At 70.0% G+C, this 20937-nt stretch carries 20 protein-coding genes; 10 read left to right on the forward strand and 10 right to left on the reverse strand.

Features of this window, described 5'->3' with window-relative positions:
* Window positions 1-61: 61 nt before the first annotated feature.
* From GRS48_RS03765 to GRS48_RS03790, 6 genes are all read left to right on the forward strand, one after another.
* A complete protein-coding gene (locus GRS48_RS03765) occupies window positions 62-1963 on the forward strand; it encodes an ATP-binding protein (protein ID WP_159483696.1) in 1902 nt (633 codons plus the stop codon).
* 163 nt (window positions 1964-2126) lie between these two features.
* Window positions 2127-2570, forward strand: a complete 444-nt coding sequence (locus GRS48_RS03770) for a universal stress protein (protein WP_159483698.1) — start codon at window positions 2127-2129, stop codon at window positions 2568-2570.
* Between the two features lie 115 nt (window positions 2571-2685).
* A complete protein-coding gene (locus GRS48_RS03775; RefSeq protein ID WP_159483700.1) occupies window positions 2686-3378 on the forward strand; it encodes a nitroreductase family protein in 693 nt (230 codons plus the stop codon).
* 99 nt (window positions 3379-3477) lie between these two features.
* On the forward strand, window positions 3478-4416 hold the full coding sequence (locus GRS48_RS03780) for a hypothetical protein (RefSeq protein WP_159483702.1): 939 nt from the start codon (window positions 3478-3480) through the stop codon (window positions 4414-4416).
* A 57-nt stretch (window positions 4417-4473) separates the two neighbouring features.
* Window positions 4474-4773 (forward strand): hypothetical protein, encoded by a 300-nt coding sequence (locus tag GRS48_RS03785; protein ID WP_159483704.1) that lies wholly within the window; start codon window positions 4474-4476, stop codon window positions 4771-4773.
* A gap of 174 nt (window positions 4774-4947) precedes the next feature.
* On the forward strand, window positions 4948-5133 hold the full coding sequence (locus GRS48_RS03790; RefSeq protein ID WP_159483706.1) for a hypothetical protein: 186 nt from the start codon (window positions 4948-4950) through the stop codon (window positions 5131-5133).
* A gap of 149 nt (window positions 5134-5282) precedes the next feature.
* Here GRS48_RS03790 and GRS48_RS03795 read toward each other — a convergent pair whose 3' ends face one another.
* From GRS48_RS03795 to GRS48_RS03805, 3 genes are all read right to left on the reverse strand, one after another.
* A complete protein-coding gene (locus tag GRS48_RS03795; protein ID WP_159483708.1) occupies window positions 5283-6233 on the reverse strand; it encodes a D-2-hydroxyacid dehydrogenase in 951 nt (316 codons plus the stop codon).
* A 141-nt stretch (window positions 6234-6374) separates the two neighbouring features.
* A complete protein-coding gene (gene aspS, locus GRS48_RS03800; protein ID WP_159483710.1) occupies window positions 6375-7679 on the reverse strand; it encodes an aspartate--tRNA(Asn) ligase in 1305 nt (434 codons plus the stop codon).
* A gap of 208 nt (window positions 7680-7887) precedes the next feature.
* Entirely contained in the window at window positions 7888-10113 is a 2226-nt protein-coding gene (locus GRS48_RS03805; RefSeq protein WP_159483712.1) for a CDC48 family AAA ATPase, read from the reverse strand.
* A 437-nt stretch (window positions 10114-10550) separates the two neighbouring features.
* Between GRS48_RS03805 and GRS48_RS03810 the strand changes: the two genes are divergently transcribed.
* Together GRS48_RS03810 and GRS48_RS03815 are read left to right on the forward strand one after the other, a co-directional pair.
* Window positions 10551-10778 (forward strand): hypothetical protein, encoded by a 228-nt coding sequence (locus tag GRS48_RS03810; RefSeq protein WP_159483714.1) that lies wholly within the window; start codon window positions 10551-10553, stop codon window positions 10776-10778.
* A gap of 244 nt (window positions 10779-11022) precedes the next feature.
* Window positions 11023-12021 carry an ornithine cyclodeaminase family protein gene (locus tag GRS48_RS03815; protein ID WP_159483716.1) on the forward strand — a complete coding sequence of 333 codons (999 nt, stop codon included), beginning with the start codon at window positions 11023-11025 and terminating at the stop codon, window positions 12019-12021.
* A 51-nt stretch (window positions 12022-12072) separates the two neighbouring features.
* Here GRS48_RS03815 and GRS48_RS03820 read toward each other — a convergent pair whose 3' ends face one another.
* From GRS48_RS03820 to GRS48_RS03835, 4 genes are all read right to left on the reverse strand, one after another.
* A complete protein-coding gene (locus GRS48_RS03820) occupies window positions 12073-13521 on the reverse strand; it encodes an MATE family efflux transporter (RefSeq protein WP_394351188.1) in 1449 nt (482 codons plus the stop codon).
* Window positions 13522-13629: 108 nt separating this feature from the next.
* Window positions 13630-14109, reverse strand: coding sequence for a hypothetical protein (locus tag GRS48_RS03825; RefSeq protein ID WP_235027986.1), 480 nt, complete (start codon window positions 14107-14109; stop codon window positions 13630-13632).
* Window positions 14106-15173: an mRNA surveillance protein pelota gene (locus tag GRS48_RS03830; RefSeq protein ID WP_159483721.1), complete on the reverse strand. Its 1068-nt coding sequence runs from the start codon at window positions 15171-15173 to the stop codon at window positions 14106-14108. The genes GRS48_RS03825 and GRS48_RS03830 overlap by 4 nt, the downstream gene beginning before the upstream one ends.
* Before the next feature lie 93 nt (window positions 15174-15266).
* Window positions 15267-16505, reverse strand: a complete 1239-nt coding sequence (locus GRS48_RS03835; protein ID WP_159483723.1) for a DUF4013 domain-containing protein — start codon at window positions 16503-16505, stop codon at window positions 15267-15269.
* 133 nt (window positions 16506-16638) lie between these two features.
* Between GRS48_RS03835 and GRS48_RS03840 the strand changes: the two genes are divergently transcribed.
* On the forward strand, window positions 16639-17388 hold the full coding sequence (locus GRS48_RS03840) for a sugar phosphate isomerase/epimerase (RefSeq protein ID WP_159483725.1): 750 nt from the start codon (window positions 16639-16641) through the stop codon (window positions 17386-17388).
* A 28-nt stretch (window positions 17389-17416) separates the two neighbouring features.
* Here GRS48_RS03840 and GRS48_RS03845 read toward each other — a convergent pair whose 3' ends face one another.
* Both GRS48_RS03845 and GRS48_RS03850 read right to left on the reverse strand, forming a co-directional pair.
* Window positions 17417-18298, reverse strand: coding sequence for a hypothetical protein (locus GRS48_RS03845; protein ID WP_200840197.1), 882 nt, complete (start codon window positions 18296-18298; stop codon window positions 17417-17419).
* Window positions 18299-18383: 85 nt separating this feature from the next.
* A complete protein-coding gene (locus tag GRS48_RS03850) occupies window positions 18384-19469 on the reverse strand; it encodes an NADH:flavin oxidoreductase/NADH oxidase (protein WP_159483727.1) in 1086 nt (361 codons plus the stop codon).
* A 306-nt stretch (window positions 19470-19775) separates the two neighbouring features.
* On the opposite strand from GRS48_RS03850, the gene GRS48_RS15010 reads away from it, so the two are divergent.
* The gene (locus tag GRS48_RS15010) at window positions 19776-19937 is read left to right on the forward strand and encodes a hypothetical protein (protein ID WP_200840198.1); all 162 of its coding nucleotides are present in this window, start codon (window positions 19776-19778) and stop codon (window positions 19935-19937) included.
* Between the two features lie 205 nt (window positions 19938-20142).
* On the opposite strand, the gene dpsA is transcribed toward GRS48_RS15010, so the two are convergent.
* On the reverse strand, window positions 20143-20682 hold the full coding sequence (gene dpsA / locus GRS48_RS03855) for a DNA starvation/stationary phase protection protein DpsA (protein ID WP_159483729.1): 540 nt from the start codon (window positions 20680-20682) through the stop codon (window positions 20143-20145).
* Between the last annotated feature and the right edge of the window lie 255 nt (window positions 20683-20937).

The raw sequence follows: 20937 nt of genomic DNA on the forward strand, positions 1-20937 counted from the left end.
GTCGCCCCGGTCCCACCGACGCGGGGAAACCGCTTTCCACCTGGCACTCAGTGGGTCGGGTATGACCTTGGAGGACTTCACCGACTTCTCCGGCGAGGCGGACGGCGACGACTCCGGCGACCCCGCGGAGTTCGGTGACCCCAATGACTCCGGCGACGCCGCTGCCAACGGCGCTGACGCCGCCGACGCCGCGACCGAAAGCGCCCCCGCCGCGTCCGAGTCCGCTCGCGGCGTCGGGGAGGACGTGACCCGTTCCGACGACGCGTTCGCGGACTACGACGTCGAGCCCGCGGGCGACGACGCGGGGCTCGGCGTCGTCTCCGTCTCACAGGGGCTCCGCGTCGCCGAGGACGCGGAGGAGACGTCCCTGAAGTCGTTCGTCACGACGGGCAACCGGGAGGCGGTCCGGCTCGGAAAGTACCTCGTGATCCCGTATCCGGACGGCGAACGGCTGTTCTGCCGGATCACCGGGCTCGAGTACGCCCAGGAGTTCCAGTCGGACGACGCCACGGAGATCCACGCGCGCAGGCAGATGCGCCGGGACGACTTCTCCGAGCGCGACTACAAGTTCATGGCCGAGCTGGAGCCGATGTCGGTCGTCTACGCCGACGGCGACGGACTGAGCCGCCGCATGACCGACCGCGTCCCGAAGCCGGGCGCGCTCGTCGAGGAGGCCGCCGACGCCGAGGAGATCAAGACCGGGCTGAAGATCCCCGGCGAGGGCGTCTTCCTCGGGCACCTCTCGGTCGGCGGCGAGAAGGTCCGGACCGCGGCCCGTCCCCCCACCGTCGACTATCGGGTGAAGGACGACTACGGCGACGGCGACCCCCTGGCGTTCCGGCACACGCTCGTCGCCGGCGGCACCGGGTCGGGGAAGACCCACGCCTCGAAGAACGTCCTCCGGCAGTACCTCGACGCCGACCGGACCTACCCGATGGACGACGGCCGGGAGGCGCGGATGGCCGTGGTGCAGTTCGACCCCCAGGACGAGTACGCACAGATGCACGACGACAACCCCGACCTCGACGCGGGGTTCGCCCGCCGGCTTGACCGCGAGGGGGTCGCCTACGGCGGGCACGAGGACACGGTCGCGCTCGTCCCCAAAGTCGCGGACGCGACGTACCCCGGCGAGGGCCACCGCGCGGAGCGGGTCGAGTTCACGATCCCGTTCTCGCTCGCCCGGGACATGCCGTGGCTCGTCGCCGGGAGCGGGCTCAACGACAACCAGTACCCCGCCCTGTTGACGCTCCTCAACCGCTTCTTCCGCGACTACGGCGACTCCGGGACGTACCGGCAGTTCCTCTCGTACCTCGACGACCCGGCGTTGAAAGCGGAGCTCGACGAGTCGGGACGGGTCCACGAGGCGACCTTCGACGCCGTGAAACGCCGGGTGCGGGGGGTACCGAGCGGCGTGTTCGACGCCGACGCGACGCCGATCACGGAGCTCGACCACACGCTCGTCCGGCCGGGCGGACTGACGGTGATCCCGACGTATCACCTCCCGACGTCCAGACAGAAGGAGATCGTCGTGCTCGCGGTCGCGGCGCTGCTCATCGACGACAAGCTCTCGAACGACCCGGACAGCGACCGGATCAAGGAGACGCCGCTGCTCGTGGGGATGGACGAGGCGCACAACTTCCTCGCGGACGCCGACAACGTACAGGCCCACAAGGTCGTGGAGAAGTTCACGGAAGCGGCCAAACAGGGCCGCAAGGAGCGGCTCGGGCTGTTCCTCATCACGCAGGACCCGCAGGACGTCGCCGAGTCCGTCTTCAAGCAGGTGAACACGAAGGTCGTCCTCAACCTCGGCGACGAGGACGCGATCAAGAGCGTCAACATCCCGACGAACCTCGCGGGGAAGGTGCCGTACATGGAGAAGGGGCAGATGGTCGTCTACTCGCCGGACAACTCCGAACCCGTCGAGCTGATCGGGCTGTCGACCTGTGTGACTCGCCACGACTGACGGGAGCCCGCCACGACTGACGGGAGCCTGCCACGACTGACGGGAGCCTGCCACGACTGACGGGAGCCTGCCACGACCGACCGCGCTGGCTCGTGCCGACACGACCTCGTCCCGGGTCGCCGGGACGCCCGCCTTTTTGTCCGCTCCGTGACAACGGTCGTTCATGACCAAACGGATCCTCGTGGCGATCGACGGGTCGGACGCGGCGGTCGACGCGCTCCGCTTTGCGGCGACCGAGTGGCCCGACGCCGAGCTGACGGCGCTCCACGTGATCAACCCCGCGGACTCGACCTCCGGAGCCGAGGGCGGGTTCCCGGGCGCGATAGACCAGTGGTACGACAGCGCGAAGGCGCGTGCCGATCGGATCCTCGCGACCGCGGCCGACGCGGTCGACCGCGACGTCGCGACGCGGCTGGAGGTCGGCCGCCCAACCCCGACGATCCTGCAGGTCGCCCACGGGGAGGGCGACGACGAGGACCCGGCGGACCCGTTCGACCACGTCGTCCTCGCCAGCCAGGGGCGAACCGGCCTCTCGCGAGTCCTGCTCGGCAGCGTCGCCGAGGGCGTCGTCCGGCGCGCCGAAGTCCCCGTCACGGTCGTTCGCTGAGGGGCCCGAACCCGCCGCGAGTGGCCGCTTGCGCCGACGTAACTGAAGCCGTCGCCCGCGGCAAGACGGACGCCGTCGGCGTCGTTCATGTCGCTGCGGCCCGTAGCGATTTCCGATGGAGTTCACAGACGTCGTCGACGCGCGACGGTCCGTACACGACTACGCCGACGAGGACCTCGACCGGGAGACGATCGAGGCGATCGTCGAGGCGGCGACGACGATGCCGTCCAGTTACAACCTGCAGCCGTGGGAGTTCCTCGTGCTCACCGAGGACGCTGACCGCGAGCGCCTTCGGGAGGTCGCGTACGGGCAGGCCCACGTGACCGACGCGCCCGTCGCCGTCGTCGTGCTCGGGAACCTCGACCCGGCCGCCCACGTCGATCGGGTCCTCGACGACCAGGTCGAGAAGGGGTACCGCGACGAGGCGGGCGCGGCGGCGGCCCGCGAGACGATCGTCGGAATGCGCGAGTATCCAACGGCCGAGCGGCGCGTGTGGGCCGCGAAGTCGACGTCGCTGGCGGCGATGGGGCTCATGCTCGCGGCCCGCGACCGCGGCGTGGCCACCTGTCCGATCGGCGGGTTCGACCCGGAGGCGCTCCACGAGGCGTTCGACGTCCCCGACGGGTACGAGCCGGTCATGCTCGTCACGATGGGGTATCCCGCGGCGGACGCCGCCGACGAGGAGCGCCCCCGGAAGCTCCGTCGCCCCGTCTCGGAGGTCGTCCACTACGGCTCGTTCGATCCCGACGGCGGTGCCGACGGGGCCGACGGCGCGCTCGCCGGGACGGAAGCGACGACCGACGACTGAGGGTTGACGACTGAGGATCGACGACTGAGGATCGACGATTGAGGGTCGACGATCGACGCCCGACGACCCTTTTAAGCGTTGACGCACGTATCCCCCGCCATGCCCTCCGAGAGCGACGCTCCCGGCGACGGTACCGTCGCCGAGCGTTCCGACGAACCCGGCACGGAAGCGGTGGAGTGGGGACTGGTCCGCTACGACCGGCTCCGCTCCGTCCTCGCCGGGGTCGGGGCGATTCTGGTGGTAGCGATCGCCGCCTTCGTGACGCTGTTCGTCGTCCGGTTCTCGGCTGCGATCGTGAGCGCCGCACTCGCCGGCACGCTTCCGACTCCGAGCGGTAGCGTGTGGGTCCTCGTACTGCTGTTGCTCGTCGGCGGTCCGCTCTCGCTCGTGTACGTCCTCATCGGCCTCGACCGATCGACGCCGGAGGGACGGTCGAGCCTTTATAAGGGACTCGACGGGTTCCGGGCGATCCCGCGGGACCTCCGGCCGGGCTGGACGGTGGCCGGGGCGGCCGCGCTCGGGGCGGTCTGGTGGGGCGGCCCCTCCTGGCTCGTCACGAGCCTGTGGCTGTTGTTCCCGATGATCTGGTTCGTTCCGCTGATCGCGGGCTACAGAGGGACCACCGTGCGGGTCGACCCGGTCGACCGCACCGTCGAGCGGGCGGTCGTCTCAAGCGACCGCACCGCCACCGACGACCTCGACGCGGTCGTCCGGACCCGGCGGATCGACCTGCCGTGGACGACCGTCTTCGTGCTCGCGTTCCGGGGCACCGAGTGGTACCGGTCGACGCCGTGGCTGTTCGTTCCGACGGCCCGCGCCGACGAGGTCGAGCGCGTCCTCGCCGCCGCGCTCTCGCGCAGCGACGGTCCCGATCGGGCGGGCGTCCCCCAGCGCGTCGTCCTCGCGCTCGTCGGCGGGAGCGCGCTGTTCGTCGGGCTCGCGCTGGCGCTCGCCGCCGACGAGAGCGCCGGCTGGGCCCTGGCGCTCGTCGCGTCCCCGATCAGCCTCCTCTTTTTCGCGCTGGCCGCCCGCCTCTGAGGAGGGTGTGTCTGACGGTACCATGCACCTCAAATACCGTCGGCACGTAGAGAGGATATGGACTCGAAACGTCTCGACGCCGCTCTGGCGGCGGAGTTCGGCGGCACCCGCGCGGAGCGCCGGGCGGTCGTCCGGGCGGCCCGCGACCTCGCCGACTCGGGGAAGCCGTCGCGCGACCGCGGGCACGCGCTGACCGTCCCCGGCGTGGTGAGTCACCTCTCGGACGCGCCCGACGACGCGTCCCTCGTCGACCGGTGGAACTGGTGGATGGGCGCGCTCGACACCGCCTACGGCGGCTACGACTACTTCACCGTCCGGTTCCTCGAAGGCGACGAGGAGGCGGGACTCCGTCGGTAGCGTCCGATCGACTGTCGAGTGCCAAGCGACGATCGTCAGGCGTCGAGCGCCGATCGTCAGTATCGACTGCGGTCCGAGGCCGCATCGTCCACCGACCCCCGACGCCTTCCTTTACTTTCACTTTCACCCCGCGCATGGCTCGCTTATAGGGTGTCACGCGGCCGATGAGGTGGTATGAGCACGCGAAGCCAGGACGCGCCCCGCTACGCCGCGCCGACGCGCGTCGACGTGACGGAATGCCGCGCCGACCGCATCGCCGACCGCGCCCGCGCGAACCGCGTCGGCGGCAGCGAGGTCCACCTCGAGCGACGGGGCGGTCGCACCTTCCTCGTCACGTCGCCGAGCGACGGTCGACGCTGACGGTCCGGCTCGACTATCGCTGACGGTCCGGCTCGATTGTCGCTGACGGTCAGGCTCGATTGTCGCTGACGGTCAGGCTCGACTGCCGCCAACGGGGCGGAGGGGCGGCCGTTGGGGAGCGTCGACGCGACGCCGCGGCACACGCCGCGTTAGACGACGCGGTTCCGCATCGCGTCGAGGTCGCCCGCCCGCAGCGCCTCGTAGTTCGTCGTCACGATCTCGCGCCACCGCTCCGGTTTGTGCGGCGACGAGCCGGCCATGTGCGGCGTGACGAGCGCGTTCGGCAGGTCCCACAGCTCGGAGTCGGGCGGGAGCGGCTCGGTCGCGAACGTGTCGAGGCCCGCCCCGCGGATCCGTCCGTACTGTAACGCCCTGATAAGGGCCGGCTCGTCACAGAGCTCGCCCCGGCCGATGTTCACGATGACGGTGTCCCGTCCCATCACCCGGAACTCGTCGTCGCCGATCAGGCCCGCGGTCTCGTCGGTCAACGGGCACGCGAGGACGACGTAGTCGCTCCGGCGAAGCAGCGTGTGGTAGTCGTCCGCGGCGATCGCCTCGTCGACGACCGGGGGCATCGAGTCGAGGTCGCGTTTCGTCCCGAGCACGGTGGTTCCGAGCGCCGAACACAGCGTCGCGATCCGGGTCCCGATCGCGCCGACGCCGATCACGCCGACCGTCCGCCCGCGCAACTCCCCGCCCTCGACGCGCCGCCAGCGGTTCGCCTCGGCGTTCGCCATCGCCTCGTCGAGCCGGCGCTCGAACGTGAGCAGGTACCAGAGCACCTGCTCGGCGATCGGCTCGGCGTGGATCCCCGAGGAGTTGGTGACGACGACGCCCGCGTCGGCGAGCCGGTCGAGGTCGAGGTGGTCGACGCCGGCCGAGACGACGTGGAGCCACTCCAGCGACGTCGCCCGGTCGATCAGCTCGTCCGGGAACCGCCCGGTGACGACGATCCGCGCGTCGGCGATGGCCGACCGCGTCTCGTCGGGGGAGCGGGCGACACGAACCGACCCGGCTATCGGCCCGGAGAGCGCGTCCTGCAGCGACGACGCGCGATCGAGGCCGAGGTGGTGGGTCAACAGCACGTCGGGTGCGTCCATACGACTCCCTGTTTCGGGACACGCTTAAAAGGGTCCGTGCCGGACATCGGCACGCCGAAACGCGCTTAATAGGGCTGTGCGGGTTCGGTACGGCGGTACGACGCTACGTCGAGACGACCGCGACGCGAGCGCGGTCGCGCCTCAGGGTTCCAGCCGGTTCGGGTCGCGCGGGAACATGATCGCTTCCTTGATGTTGTCGAGCTCGGCGACCTGCTGGACGAGCCGGTCGATGCCGAGCCCGTAGCCGCCGTGGGGCGGCGTCCCGAAGCTCAGCGCCTCGAGGTAGAACGAGAAGTTCGCCTCCTCGACGCCCTCCTCGGCCATCACCTCGCGCATGACGTCGACGTCGTGCTGGCGCTGGCCGCCCGAGGAGAGCTCCTGACCCTTGTAGATCAGGTCGAACTTCCGCGAGGCGATCCCGTCGCCCTCGACGTCCTGCATGTAGTAGAACTTCTCGTCGGGGTAGCCGACGACGAAGATGGCCGGGTGGCCCTGCTCCTCGAAGTGCTCGCCGAGGAGCTTCTCGCCCTTCGTGTCGAGGTCCGTGGGGTCCTCCGGGAAGTGGCCGTACTCGTCCTCGAGCAGGTCGAGCGCCTCGTCGAACGTGATCCGCGGGAACGCCTCCTCCGGGACCGTCAGGTCGACGTCGAGCTCGTCGAGCTCGCGTTCGGCCCCTTCGGCGACCGCCCGAAGCGCGTAGCGCAGCGACTCCTCCTGGACGTCCATCACGTCGTGGTGGTCGTCGATGTACGCGAGTTCGACGTCGAACATCGCGATCTCCGAGACGTGTCGGGACGTCGCGAAGTCCTCGGCGCGGAACGCCGTGCCGTTCTCGTACACGGCCTCGTAGCCGGCCGCCATCAGGATCTGTTTGTACAGCTGCGGGCTCTGTGAGAGGAACGCGTCGCGGTCGTAGTAGAGGATCGGGAACAGCTCCGCGCCGCCCTCCGCGCCGCCCTTCGAGATGCGCGGCGTCTTGATGTCGACGAACCCCTCGTCGTCGAACCACTCCTCCATCGCGGTCATCAGCTTCGAGCGCAGGGTGAACACCGAGAGGACCTCGGGCTTCCGGAGGTCGAGCGCACGGTTGTCGAGCCGGGTGGAGAGGTCGACGTCGATGTCCTTCGAGATCTCCAGCGGGAGCGGCGAGTCGGCCTCGTCGAGCACCTCGTAGGCGGTCGGCGCGAGCTCGACGCCGCCGGGAGCCTGGTCGCTCTCGAGCGGTTCGCCGACCACTCGGACGACGTCCTCCGCGCTCGCGTCCTGGACGGCCTCGAACAGCTCCGGCTCGCGCTCCTCCTTGAACACGACCTGGATGAGCCCCTCGCGGTCGCGAACGATGAGGAAGACCAGCCCGCCCAGGTCGCGGATCTCGTGTACGTGCCCCGCGATGGCGACCTCGTCGGCGTCCGGTTCGACGTCTACGGTGTGAATACGCTCGATCATAGGAGTAGTGAGTTACCTGCTACTGGCCGGGCGTCCGTCATAGACCTGTCGTCTCGGCGTCGACCGTGGGGTCCGTACGGGGGTCGCGACGCCGTCGAGACGTGGCCGTAGATGGGTTGGGGGAGACGCTAGCGAGGCAGTCGAGAGACGCCGCCGAGACGGTCTGAAAACCGACGAACGCTCGGGGAAACCGGCCCGTTCCGACCGCCTACTGGAACCCGATACGGCCGGAGCCGGTGTCGCGCATCGCGTCCCGTCCGCCGCCCTTGAACTCCCGCTCGACGTCCTCGTAGTACGAGAGGAGGTCCTCGGTGATCGTCGGCCGGACCGACTCCATCGCTCGCCGGAAGTGTTTCATCTCCACCTCGGTCGCGTCGTCGTCGTCGCGGAGCGCCTCGATCGCCGCCTCCCGCGCGATCCCCTCGAGGTCGGAGCCGACGTAGCCATCGGTGATCTCCGCGATCTCCCGCAGGCTGACGTCCGGCGCGAGCGGCGTCTCCGCCGTGTGGATCTCGAGGATCTGTTCGCGGCCGCCCTGGTCGGGCTGGCCGATCATGACGAGCCGGTCGAACCGGCCGGAGCGCAACAGCGCGGGGTCGATCATGTCCGGACGGTTCGTCGCCCCGATCACCATCACGTCGCCCATCTCCTCTAACCCGTCGAGCTCGGTGAGGAGCTGGTTGACGACGCGCTCGGAGACGTTGTTGCCCATCTCCTGCCCGCGGGAGGGCGCGAGGCTGTCGAGCTCGTCGAAGAAGACGATCGTCGGGCTCACCTGCCGCGCCTTCCGGAACGTCTGACGGATCGCCTTCTCGGACTCACCGACCCACTTCGAGAGCAGCTGTGGCCCCCGCACGGAGATGAAGTTGGCGTTCGTCTCGTTGGCGACCGCCTTCGCCATCAGGGTCTTGCCGGTTCCGGGCGGGCCGTAGAGGAGGACGCCCTTCGGTGCGTCGACGCCCATGCGTGCGAACTTCTCGGGCGAGGTGAGCGGCCACTCGACGGACTCTTGGACCTGCTGTTTCGCCTCCTCCAATCCGCCGACGTCGTCCCACGAGATCTTCGGGAGCTCGACGAGCACTTCCCGCATCGCCGAGGGCTCGACCTCGTTGAGCGCGCCGGAGAAGTCGCTCCGTTTCACTATCATCCGGTCGATGAGGCTCGGCGGGATGTCCTCCTCGTCGAGGTCGATCTCGGGGAGGTACCGCCGTAAGGCCTTCATCGCCGCCTCCTTCGTCAGGCTCTCGATGTCCGCGCCGACGAACCCGTGCGTCTCGTCGGCGAGGTGGTCGAGCGAGACGTCGTCGGACAGCGGCATCCCGCGCGTGTGGATCTGGAGGACCTCCTTGCGGCCGACCTCGTCGGGGACGCCGATCTCGATCTCGCGGTCGAACCGGCCCGGACGGCGGAGGGCGGGGTCGACGGAGTCGACGCGGTTCGTCGCCGCGATGACGATCACCTGTCCGCGCGTCTCCAGGCCGTCCATCATCGTGAGCAGCTGGGCCACGACGCGCCGTTCGACCTCGCCGGTGACGTCCTCGCGCTTGGGCGCGATCGAGTCGAGCTCGTCGATGAAGATGATCGACGGCGACTCGTCTTTCGCGTCCTCGAAGATCTCCCGGAGCTGCTGTTCGGACTCGCCGTAGTACTTCGAGATGATCTCCGGGCCCGCGATCGAGAAGAACGACGCCGACGTCTCGTTGGCGACGGCCTTCGCGAGCAGGGTCTTCCCGGTGCCGGGCGGGCCGTGGAGCAACACGCCCTGTGGCGGCTCGATCCCGAGCTTCGAGAAGATCTGCGGGTGCTTCATGGGGAGCTCGACCATCTCCCGGACGCGCTGGATCTCCGACTGCAGGCCGCCGATGTCCTCGTAGGTGATGCCGCCGCCGGTCTTCTCGAACCCGGAGATCGGCTCCTCGCGGAGCTCGACCTCCGTGTCCTCAGTGACGAGACAGACGCCCTCGGGCTCCGTCTCGACGGCGATAAGCGGGATCGCCTGTCCCGGCGAGCGCATGAACGGGTGGTTCGTCGAGCTCATGACGGGGACGATGTCGCGCTCGACGACCGGGCGCTTGAGGATCTGGCGTTTCACCATCCCGGCGGCGTCGGAGCCGAACTGGACGGAGGCCTCCTCGGGCGGGGCCAACACGAGCTTCTCGGCCTTCTCGGCCTCCGCCTTCCGGATGGTGACGCGCTCGCCGATGCCGACGTCGGCGTTCTGTCGCGTGAACCCGTCGATGCGGACCGTGTCCGTGTTCCAGTCCTGTCGGTCCGCGCGCCACACTTTGGCGGCGGTCGTCTCCGCGCCCTCGATCTCGATGATGTCGCCGGGCGATAGCTTCAGGTGTAACAGCGTGTCGGGATCGAGCCGGGCGATACCGCGCCCCGAGTCGTTCGGGTACGCCTTCGCCACTTCGAGTTGGACTTCGTTCATGGTTTCTCGCGGGGATCAGGGATACCTGTACGCGGGGCGGCCATAAGCCTGTTGCCCCGACGAACATCACCGTCCAGTCGGGCGATCTCCGGTCCCGTCGCGGTGCTGTATGTCATCTTGTATCACACTACGGAAGCCGGCTTTAAAACCTCGTCGTCTACGGGGGTCCGTGTCTGACGCGACGTCGACTGCCCCGGAGCTTCGACGAGAGGGATCGCTCCGTTCTTCCGCAGCTCCATGTGCTGTGTTCCCTCGATATACGTGGCTGGTCACCGCCAATCGCCGGCCCGATAAGGGGGCTCTGTCGGGCGGTACGGCTATCCTGTCGTCGATAGCCATCCATAACTTATGGATGTGTCACGTGGCCCCGAGCACGTCGTAACGGGATGGGTACGAGAAAGAATTATAACATACACGGTCATAGTATGTGCTATATTATGACTGGCTACTACGACTACGTGCTCGGGCTCATCCCGGCTGCCCTGATCGGAATCACCGCGCTGTTGAACCTGGTGGGGCTGTCGTTGCTGATCGCGTTGCCCGTGGGCGCGGCCGTCGCGATCGGCCTGATGGGCCACGCGATGTTCGTCAAGGGTCCAGTCAACGCCGCCGCGCCGTCGCCGTCCGCGGGAGCCGGACCGACCCCGCCCGGGACCTCGGAGTGATCCGTCGCAAGGGCCGGAAGGCGTGGTTCCGCTGACGCCCTCCGACACCTCCGCGACCTTTCCCGTCCGCGTCCAGCAGCTTCCGCGCTCCGGTCGTCTCTGCCGTTCTCCCTCCCCTCCCGTTCCGTTCTCCCTCCCCTTCCCCTTCCGTTCCGTTCTCCCTCCCCTTCCGTCCGGCTCTCCGTCCCGTCTCGCTCCGCTCGTCGGCCTGTACCGTTTAATCCTCGCGCCCCGCAGTGAGGGTATGACCGACGCGCTGTTCCTCTCGAGTCCCGACGTCGACGACCTCGCCGACCCCGCCGACTACGTCGCGGCCGTCCGCGACGGCTACCGTCAGGTCGGCGAGGGCGCACCCGCCGAGCCGCGGACGAAGCTCGGCACCCGCGACCCGCCGGGCATGCTCACCACGTACGCCGCGATCCTCCCCGAGACGGGCGCGATGGGCGGGTATACGTACTCGGCCGGCTTCACCGATCGCGACGCGTGGTTCGTGACGCCGCTGTTCGACGCCGACTCCGGGGAGCCGCTCGCGCTGCTCGACGGCGCCTCGATGAACCCCTTCAAGACGGGGGCGGCGGGCGCGGTCGCCGTCGACGCGCTGGCCCGCGCCGACGCGACCGAGATCGCGGTGATCGGCACCGGTCCACAGGCCCGCGGACAGCTCCGTGCGACCGCGACGGTCCGCCCGTTCGAGGCGGTTCGCGTCTTCTCGCCGACCGCCGCGAACCGCGAGTCGTTCGCCGCCGAGTTCGACGAGCGGCTCGACGCCGACGTCACCGCGGTGGCGGACGCGAGCGCGGCGGTCGCCGACGCGGACGTGATCGTGACGGCGACGACGTCGAGCGTGCCCGTGATCGACGACGCCGACGTCGAGCCGGGGACCCACGTCACCGCCATGGGGCAGTATCACCCCGAGAAGAACGAACTTCCGCCCGCGCTCGTCGCGCGGGCGACGTACGTCCCCGACCTGGCCGCACGGGCGACCGTCGACGCCGGGTCGTTCATCGCCGCGATGGAGGCCGGGCTGATCGACGCGGACCACGTCGCCGCCGAGCTCGGCGACGTCGTCGCCGGCACCCACCCCGGGCGCACGAGCGACGACGAGGTGACCGTCTTCGACTCCGGCGGGACGGGGATCGAGACGGTCGCGGCCGCCCACCTGCTGTACGAGCGCGCCGCGGAGCGTGGGCGGGGGACGCCGGTCCCGTTCGCACCGGCGAGCGAGGCGCTGACGGGTCGATAGTCGTCCCGGGCTTCCAGCCGGATTGTCGCCGCCCCCGCGCTCCCGGCCGGATCAGTCGTCGCCCGTGGCCGCGTCGGGGCGGTACTGCTGGCTGATCGCCTTCCACTTCCCGGTCGAGAACCGGTAGTAGTTGACGGCCGCGGGGACGAGCGACTGTCCGAAGTACGACAGGTACAGGCCCCACAGACCGAGCGCGGTCGTCGCGCCGAGGTACGCCACGGGTATCGCGACCCCGAACATCCCGACGGCGCGGCTGTAGAACGGCCAGCGCGTGTCGCCGGTAGCGTCGAGCGCGCCGGCGTACGTCCCGCCGATCCCGCGGGCGATCACGGCGATCGCCGCCGCGCGAACCAGCCCGACCGCGACGTCGACCGTCTCGCCCGTCGGGTCGTCGACGAACAGGACCACGATCGGGTCGGCGAAGACGAAGACGACGGCGGAGCCGATCGCGTACGTCACGACGGAGATCCGCATGATCTCGTGACCGTACGCCTCCGCGCCGGCCTCGTCGCCCTCGCCGAGCGACTGGCCGACCAGGCTGCTCGCGGAGAGGCCGAACCCCCAACCGGGCGTGTTCATCAGCCCCCAGACCTGCCGGCTGATCACGTAGGCGGCGACGACGTGCGAGCCGAACAGCGCGATGATGGCCAACAGCGGGAACCGGGCTCCCGTCCACACCATGCGCCGCCCGACGGCCGGCGTGCTGATCCGAACCATGTCGGCGATCGTCTCGCGGTGGACGTACCGGCCGCGGAAGGAGACGGACACGGGGAACGCACCCACGCCGGGGAGCCGTCCGAGCGCGAGCCCGATCCCGAACGCGAGGGTGACGGCGACGTTCGCGAGCACCGTGCCGATCGCGGCCCCGACGACGCCGAGCCCCAGCCCGAAGATCAACACCACGTTGAGCCCGATGTTGGCGACCGCCCCGCCGCCGCGGATGACCATCGGCGTCCACGAGTCGTCGGCGCCGATCAACACCCGGCCTCCCACGAGGTTGAGCCCGGCGAACGGGATCCCGAGCGCGACGATCTGGAGGTACGCGCCGCCGAGCTCGATCGCTCGCGGGTCGTTCGTCAGCAGGCCGATCAGTTCCGCCGGAAACGCGAAGAGAGCGACCGTGATCGGCAGCGTCGCGGCGACGACGATGAAGGAGCTCGTGCGGACCGCCTGTCCGATCTGGTCGAACGCCTCCGCCCCGTAGCGCTGGGAGATGAGCGCGATCGCCCCCGTGGCGAAGCCGCCGCCGACGGTGAACGCCAACCCCCAGAACGGCCCGGCGAACCCGATCCCGGCGATCGCCGCCGGCCCGACGGCGATGCCGACCATCGCGATGTCGACGGCGCTTTTCGACTTGCGGGCGACGCCGGTGAGGATCCGCGGCCACGCGAGGTCCGTCGTTCGGCGGGCCCGAGTCTCGTCGACTGCCCCGACGCGCGCGAGGAGGAGGGCGATGGCGAGGACGAAGCGGCGGATGGGGTTCGGGAGCCGAGAGAGGATCCCCCACAGCCGGGTATCACGGGACACGTACACTCCCCCTGAACCGGGGTCGCGCATAAAGTCATGGAAAGCGGGGAACGCGGCGCTGACGTCCGCCCGTGGACCCGGTCAGACCCGTTGGCTCGGGTGGCGCGTCGGCTCGCCGTGGACCGCCCGGTAGACGGTCGGAAAGGCGGCGAGCCCGACGACTTGCACGACCCCGCCGCCGAGGAACGCGAGCCCGAGCGATCCGGCCGCGGTCGCGACGGCGGCGACGCCGAACGTCGCCGCGAGGAACAGCGCCGAGAAGTACGCCGCCCGCAGGGGGACGCTCGCGAACTCGCCGAGCCGCGGCCAGCGTCCGACGTCGACGGCGCGGGCGCGGAAGAGGGCCAACGCCAGCGACCCCGCGCCGATCGCGGCGATCCCGGCCAGCGGGACCGCGTCCGGGTAGTGGAACTGAAAGAGCACGACCGGGACGAACGCGGGCGTCGACAGCACGGTCAGCTCGATCCCCCCGAAGAAGTAGCGCTCGACCCAGTAGCCCACCCCGCTCTTCTCGTTCGAGTAGTGGGCCTCGTCGTAGCCGCGGGGTTCCTCGTCCGTCATTGCAGCCGGTATCGGAGTATCGCGGCGATGCCGCCGAGGTTCGAGAGCTGTTCGCCGGGCGCGAACTCCGCGGAGAAGACGACGACGTCGCCGCCCTGTCGCTCGACCGTCCGGATGACCTCGTTGACGTCGATCGACCAGTCGCCCTCGCCCTGCCGCTCCGTCCGCAGGCGGTCGTCGACGACGAGCAGCGTCTCGATCGCGCCGAATTCCGCCGCCTCAGCGACGTCCTCGGGGCCGTACGTCGCCTTCGCGCCGGTGGCGATGTTCTCGGTGAGGTCGTCGATCAGGTTCGCCTCCTTCGAGATCCGCGTCTCCTTTTGGACCTCGTCGACCGCGCCCCGTTTGAGCACCTCGTGAACCCCGCGCTCGCCAGCCGACGAGGTGTCGACCGTCGTCAGGCTCCCCGTCAGGTCCGGAAACGCCTCCGCGATGTAGTCGCGGGCGTCGTTCTTCGTGAAGCCGGGCCCCGCGAGGATCACCGCGTCGGCGTCGAGGTGCGAGAGCGCCTCGCCGAGCTCGGCGAACAGCTCGTCGCGCGGTCGGGAGTACTCGCCCTTGCCCGTCGGCTTCGTGAACGAGGCGTACTCCTCGGTGCCGTACTGCTGGACGGTGTGGATCGACGCCGCCCCTTCCTCGACGGTCGCGATGGCGACGTCGGGGTTCTCGGCGGCCTCCGTCGCCTCCTCGATCCGCTCCGTCTGGTCCGGCTTGAAACGTTTCTCGACGGTGACCTCGTCGTGCTGCTCGACGTTGAGCGTGTGGTGGTTCCCGAGCTGGTCCTCGCGGGAACAGCCGACGATGGTGCCGCCGACACGCAGCCGGTTGGCGAACCGCGCGAACTCCACGGTGTCGACCTCGATGGTGACGAAGAGGTGTTCGCGTTGCCCCCCGGTGTCCCGCATCCGGTCGTCGTCCCGCTGGATGCGACGGGTCGTGTCCCCCGAGACCAGATCGCCCGGTTCGAGGACGTGTGCGAGGTGCCAGAGGTCGTCGACGTTCTCGGGGACGAGGGTGAGCCGTTCCCGGCCCTCCTCGCCGTACCCCCGGTCGGCGATGCGCATGGGCGCTCGTTCGCCCCGCGGGGTATCAACCCTTGGCATCCGCGCTCGGCATCCGCGCTCACCGCGCGCGGCCAGTCCGGCACTCGACGGGCGTCACCGCCGCGGCTCCTCGGTCGACGGTCCCCAGTCGAACCCGGCGCTCCCGGAGGCGTCGTCGCCCTCGTCGGCCACCTCATCAGGCTCCGACTCCGATCGGTCCCGGGCGGCACGGCCCCGCCCCGGAGCGACACGGCCCCGTTCGGCCTTCTGGGCGGCCTCCCGGGCGGCCGCCGCCGCGAGCACGTCCGTCGCCGTGCGCGGCACCGATCGGCCGGTCTGGACCGCCGGCGGTGGCTCGTCGGTCGACGGTCGACCCCGACGCCCCCCGGTCGCCGCCGCGACCGGTTCGTCGCCCGACCCCATCGAGTCGTCGGTGTGCGCCGAGTCGGCGGTGTGCGTCGAGTCGGCGGTGTGCGTCGCCTGCACACGCGTTCGGGTCGGAGCGTCGCCGTCGAGCCGAGCGATCGCGTCGGCAGCGCCGTGTCCGTACAGCGCGTGGACGACCAACCGGGTCGCGAAGACGACGCCGATCCCGACGAGGAGCGGGACGAACGGAGCCGCGAGCGCGTACCCGGTGAGCAGCGTCACGGCCGCGAGGACCCACCCGGCGGCGTAGTCGCCGGAGGCGGCGACCGCGAGAACGCGGCCCGGCCGGAGCCCGTCGCGGAGTCGCCCCGAGCTCGCGAACAGTGCGAGCGCGGCCGGTCGGAGGTACGCGAACGCGACGAGGTAGCCGAGCGCGAGGACGCCGACGAAGCCGCCGAGCACCGCGACGACCGCGTCGGCGGGCGCGATCCCGACGGCTCCGACCCCGACGACCTCGCTTCCGACGACCTCGCTTCCGACGGACCCGCTTCCGACGGTCCCTCCCCCATCGATCCCCTCGGCGACGGGCGAGAGGTCGACCCGTCCGAGCGAGACGAACGCGCCGGCCAACGTCCCCGCCCCGACGAGGACGGCCAGCGGGAGCAGGTAGCACGCGCTGAGCAGGACCGACTTCAGGCCGTCGCGGTAGAGGCCTCCCCACCTCACGAAGGACGGGGCCCCGCCGTGGGGGATCGGCTCGTCCGCGGCGGCGAGCCCTCCCGCGACGACCCGGACGAAGTACCCTCGGAGCACGAGCGGAGGCGCGAACACGACCGGCGCGAGCACGAAAAGCGGCGGGAAGAGGAGCGACACGAGGAGCCAGGCCGGGACGACGGTCCACGTCAGGAGCGTCAACACCGTTCCGACGACGAGGACGCCCGCGGCGTCGTCCGTCCGCGTCGGCGTCGATAGCGCGTCCCGAAGCATACCGACACGTCTCGCGCGGCGGGGATAAATGGTGTCCCGCGCGTCGGGCCGCGGGACGGTGATTCGGCGACCCGGCGGATCGACCGTAACCCGCTCACGATAGCTATTTGGACCGCGCGGACCCACCACCGGCATGCGCATCGGCCTCACCGTCGGCGACGACCTCGGTCGGCTCGCCGACTCGCCTCCGGCGTTCGATTTCGTCGAGCTCGGGATCGGCTCGGGTAGTCTCCCGCCCGAGACGATCGACCCGGACCGGCTCGACCGCGCGCTCGCGGGGCGCGACCTCCTCGTTCATCTCCCGTACAGCCAGCCGTTGACGAGCTACGCGGACGAGATCAACGACGCGATCGTCGCCTATCAGCGTCGGCTCCTGGAGACGGTCGGCGACCTCGGCGCGGAGAAGGCGGTGCTCCACGCCACCTCGGCGGACCGAGACGACGTCGCCTTCCGGGAGGTCGCGGCCGCCCAGCTCCGGCGGGTCGCGGACGCGGGGCGGGAGGCCGGCGTGGAGGTCGTCGTCGAGAACGTCGGCCACCACCACGGCGGGCTCCAGCTCTCCGTGCTCGGCGACCTCGCTCGCGAGACGGGGACGCCGGTCTGTTTCGACGTCGGGCACGCCTACATGGAGGGCGACAACAAGGCGATCCGGCGGTTCCTGCGGAGCAACGGCGACCTCGTCTCACACCTCCACCTCCACGACGTCCGCCGTCGCGGCGACACGCACATCCCCGTTGGGGCCGGCGAGGTCGACTACGAGATGTTGAGCGACGAACTCGTCGGTTTCGAGGGAACCGTCGCCTTGGAGGTGTTCACCGACGACGACGCGCTCCTGCTCGACTCCGCGGCGCGCGTCGCCGACACGCTCGGCGTGGACTTTTAAGGGTCGTCGCCGTCGTCGGTTGGTTTTTTTAAGAGTCGTCGTCGCCGACATCGCTCCCGTCCGATCCGTTGCCGTCCCGTCCGGTGTCGTCCCCATCGTCGCCGTCCCGTCCGGTGTCGTCCCCATCGTCGCCGTCCCGGCCGCCTCCATCGTCGCCGTCCCGGCCGTCTCCATCGTCGTCGCCCCCGGTTCCGTCGATCTGTCGTTTGATCGATTCCAGCTCGGACTCCACGTCGACCTCCGGGGCGTCGTCGCCGTTCGTCGAGTCCTCGTCGACGTCCGCTCCATCGCCGCCGGTCGCGTCCGTCTGACTCGCCGCGTCGTCGGGGTCGGTCACGTCGATATGCACCGCGCCGTCGGCAGCGTTCTCGGAGCGGTCGGCGCGGCTCGACGCCTCCCGTCGACCGTCGCGACCGCGGTCTCGGTGGGCGTCGACCTCGCGTCGGCCTTCCTCGATCCGGGCCTCGATCTCGGCGGTGAGGTCGCGTGCGTCCGCGACGATCGACCGCGACGCGGCGTCCTCCGGGAGGTCGGCCTCGGAGAGCGCGGTCCGGAGCTCGGCGAGCGACCGCGCGAGCCCGGCGCTGGCCTCGTCGCGGACGCCGGCGAGCCGGTCGGCGGTCGCGTCGCCGGCGGCGTCGGCGTCGAGCCCGCGGGTCGGGTCCGCGAGCCGGAGCGATCCCTGGACCAGCTTCAGCGACTTGATCGTCGCCTCCAACAGGGCGATGACCGTCGGGATGGTGTACTGCTCGGTGAACCGCAGAAGTTCCGAGATCCGCGGCGGGCGCGGCGGTCCGCGTCGGTCCCGTTCGTCGCGTCGCAGGTCGCGTCGTAGCTCCGAGAGCACGTCCTCGAGCTCGTCGAGCCGCTCCTCGAGGTCGTCGTCGCGTGATCGGTCACGGGAACTCATACGCCCCCTTTGGCGGTCCGCGGGTAAAAAGCCCGTCAGGGTCGGCGAAACGCCAGCCGAGTCGGGTGGGCGCTCGTCGACCGGCTCAGTCGAACCGTCCGCGCCGGTACTGTACCGGCCACTCGATGTCGGCCCCGAGCTCGTGGGCCGCCTCCAGCGGCCAGTACGGGTGTCGGAGCAGCTCGCGGCCGATCGCGACGAGGTCGGCGCGCCCGTTCCGAACGAGCGCGTCGGCGTGTGCCGGCTCCGTGATCCCGCCGACGGCGGCCACGGGGACGTCCGCGCGCTCGCGGACCGCCTCGGCGCACGGGACCTGATACCCGGGGCCGGTCCCGGGGAGCCGTTGGTCCGGGTGGATCCCCCCGCTGGAGACGTCGATCAGGTCGGCCCCGGCGTCGACGAGCAGCGGCGCGAGCCGCACCGAGTCGTCGACGTCCCACGACGGCCGATCCGGCAGCCAGTCGGTCGCGGAGATCCGGACGAACAGGGGCTTGTCCGCCGGCCAGACGTCGCGCACCGCGGCGACGGCTTCGCGGAGCAGCCGCGTCCGGTTCTCGAAGCTCCCGCCGTACTCGTCGTCGCGGTCGTTCGTGACCGGCGAGAGGAACTGGTGGAACAGGTAGCCGTGTGCGGCGTGCACCTCCGCGACCTCGAAGCCGGCCGCCAGCGCGCGTTCGGCGGCCGCCCGGAACGACTCGGTCACGTCCGCGATCCCGTCGATGTCGAGCCGGCGGGTTGCCGCCTGTCGTTCCTCCGGGTACGGGTCGTCGCTCGCGGAGACGGTCTCCCACCCGTCCTCGTGATCGGGGCCGAGCCCGTGACCGCCGTCGGCGGGGACCGCGTGTGAGCCCTTCCGCCCGGCGTGGGCCAGCTGGATCGCGGGGACGGACCCCTGCGATCGGACGAACTCCGTGATCGGCTCGAGCCGCTCGACGTGCTCGTCGGACCAGATCCCGAGACAGCCCGGCGTGATCCGACCGCGGGGCTCGACGGCGGTCGCCTCCGCCATGACCAGCCCCGCGCCGCCGACCGCGCGCGAACCGAGGTGGACCCGATGCCACTCGTTCGCGAGGCCGTCGTCGGCCGAGTACTGACACATCGGCGAGAGCATCACTCGGTTCGGGATCTCGGTGTCACGGATCGATAGCGGCGTGAAAAGCGACGGCGTCATCGTCCACCCTCCGCGCCGGGGCGAGTAATGGACACCGGTATCCCCGGTTCGTTGCCCGTATCGCGGGTTCGTTCCGATATCGCGGGTTCGTTCCGATATCGCGGGTTCGTTCCGATATCGTGGGTTCGTTCGAGTATTGCGGGTCCGTCGTCGTGTATCACGTGGCTGTGTCCGTGTTTTACCGTGCTTCGCCGCGATCGGGCGGTGGCGTCGTCCCGACGTGACGGGCTCCAGTCGCCGTCCCCCCTCGCGCTCGGTTTAGGCCCACCGAAACCTATATGGCTCCCTGACCCCCACGACCCGGTAATGAGTAGCGGAGACGGACTGGAAGCCGGCCCCGAGGCGTCCGTGAACGACCTCCCCATCGTCGCTGCGAGTCACACCTCGCCCGACCGGACGGTGTTCACCGAGCAGGGTAACACCGAGGCGTGGATCGCGACGGACCTCACCGTCGACCTCGAGCGGTAGGAGCGTCGGGGATCGTGGGTAGGACGCCGAGGGTCCGGGACGGCGATCGATAGCGGTCGCTCGGTTGATCGCGGTCGATCGGTCGGTGATGACGCGAGCAAAAACGTGAGACCGTCATCCGGCTGGGGTCGTCGTTCGATGCCGAACGCCCGCCGGTGTCGTCGATTCCGTGAGGTCCCTGTTGGGGTGCCCTTCGCGAGGGCGACTACTGCTCGTGGACGAGCGTGTCGTCCTCGAGGTAGTGCTCGATGTGGTGGCCGTGCTCCTCGACGGTCTCGAGCGTGTCACGGAGGAGCTCCTCGGTGGCGTAGTCCCCGAGGTTGTTCGCGAGCTGGATGTGCTCGCGGAGCGTCTCCGTGATGTCCCCGAACATCTCCAGGTCGTTCTCGAGAGACGTCCGGATGTCGTAGGCGTCCTTCCCCTCGGGGGTCACGGGAGCGTGCTCCTCGAGGTTCGCACCGCCCGAGAGCGGCACCCCGCCGATCGCCTGGGCGCGCTCGGCGATGTGGTCGGCACCCTCCTCGAGGTCGGCGGCGACCTCGCCCAGGTAGATGTGGATGTCGCGGAACTCCGCGCCCTCGACGAGCCAGTGGTGCTTCTTGATCTGGTGGTACAGCACGTAGGTCGCCGCGAGGTCCGTGTTGAGCGCGTCGACGAGCTGCTCGGCCTTCTCCTCGGGGATGCGGAGCGCCTCGCTCTCGTGGACGTCGCCGTACTGCTGTCGGGCGTGTTTTTGAGTGCTCATAACGGTTCGACGTTCGTTCGCTCACCACTTAAGCGTTGTTACGATCAGAAGATGTATTCTCGTTTCAGAATTTAATATTCGTTATTATGAAAACGATCGGGTATCGCGGCACCGCTCAGCATCCGGGCTCCCGGGCGATAGAGAGGAGAAAAACGGAGAGACGGCGGATCGTCGATCGTGGGTCGTCAGCCGCGGATCGCCGATCGTGGGTCGTTGACCGCGGATCGCCGACGTCGAGACGGTCAGGTCGGGTCG

The sequence above is a fragment of the Halorubrum sp. JWXQ-INN 858 genome (assembly GCF_009806985.1).
Taxonomy (GTDB): Archaea; Halobacteriota; Halobacteria; order Halobacteriales; family Haloferacaceae; genus Halorubrum.

What these genes read in the sequence shown, in the direction of transcription:
- GRS48_RS03765 (WP_159483696.1), top strand. Translation starts at nt 62, where the DNA reads ATGACCTTGGAGGACTTCACCGACTTCTCCGGCGAGGCGGACGGCGAC.
- GRS48_RS03770 (WP_159483698.1), top strand. Translation starts at nt 2,127, where the DNA reads ATGACCAAACGGATCCTCGTGGCGATCGACGGGTCGGACGCGGCGGTC.
- GRS48_RS03775 (WP_159483700.1), top strand. Translation starts at nt 2,686, where the DNA reads ATGGAGTTCACAGACGTCGTCGACGCGCGACGGTCCGTACACGACTAC.
- GRS48_RS03780 (WP_159483702.1), top strand. Translation starts at nt 3,478, where the DNA reads ATGCCCTCCGAGAGCGACGCTCCCGGCGACGGTACCGTCGCCGAGCGT.
- GRS48_RS03785 (WP_159483704.1), top strand. Translation starts at nt 4,474, where the DNA reads ATGGACTCGAAACGTCTCGACGCCGCTCTGGCGGCGGAGTTCGGCGGC.
- GRS48_RS03790 (WP_159483706.1), top strand. Translation starts at nt 4,948, where the DNA reads ATGAGCACGCGAAGCCAGGACGCGCCCCGCTACGCCGCGCCGACGCGC.
- GRS48_RS03795 (WP_159483708.1), bottom strand. Translation starts at nt 6,233, where the DNA reads ATGGACGCACCCGACGTGCTGTTGACCCACCACCTCGGCCTCGATCGC.
- aspS (WP_159483710.1), bottom strand. Translation starts at nt 7,679, where the DNA reads ATGATCGAGCGTATTCACACCGTAGACGTCGAACCGGACGCCGACGAG.
- GRS48_RS03805 (WP_159483712.1), bottom strand. Translation starts at nt 10,113, where the DNA reads ATGAACGAAGTCCAACTCGAAGTGGCGAAGGCGTACCCGAACGACTCG.
- GRS48_RS03810 (WP_159483714.1), top strand. Translation starts at nt 10,551, where the DNA reads ATGACTGGCTACTACGACTACGTGCTCGGGCTCATCCCGGCTGCCCTG.
- GRS48_RS03815 (WP_159483716.1), top strand. Translation starts at nt 11,023, where the DNA reads ATGACCGACGCGCTGTTCCTCTCGAGTCCCGACGTCGACGACCTCGCC.
- GRS48_RS03825 (WP_235027986.1), bottom strand. Translation starts at nt 14,109, where the DNA reads ATGACGGACGAGGAACCCCGCGGCTACGACGAGGCCCACTACTCGAAC.
- GRS48_RS03830 (WP_159483721.1), bottom strand. Translation starts at nt 15,173, where the DNA reads ATGCGCATCGCCGACCGGGGGTACGGCGAGGAGGGCCGGGAACGGCTC.
- GRS48_RS03835 (WP_159483723.1), bottom strand. Translation starts at nt 16,505, where the DNA reads ATGCTTCGGGACGCGCTATCGACGCCGACGCGGACGGACGACGCCGCG.
- GRS48_RS03840 (WP_159483725.1), top strand. Translation starts at nt 16,639, where the DNA reads ATGCGCATCGGCCTCACCGTCGGCGACGACCTCGGTCGGCTCGCCGAC.
- GRS48_RS03845 (WP_200840197.1), bottom strand. Translation starts at nt 18,298, where the DNA reads ATGAGTTCCCGTGACCGATCACGCGACGACGACCTCGAGGAGCGGCTC.
- GRS48_RS03850 (WP_159483727.1), bottom strand. Translation starts at nt 19,469, where the DNA reads ATGACGCCGTCGCTTTTCACGCCGCTATCGATCCGTGACACCGAGATC.
- GRS48_RS15010 (WP_200840198.1), top strand. Translation starts at nt 19,776, where the DNA reads ATGAGTAGCGGAGACGGACTGGAAGCCGGCCCCGAGGCGTCCGTGAAC.
- dpsA (WP_159483729.1), bottom strand. Translation starts at nt 20,682, where the DNA reads ATGAGCACTCAAAAACACGCCCGACAGCAGTACGGCGACGTCCACGAG.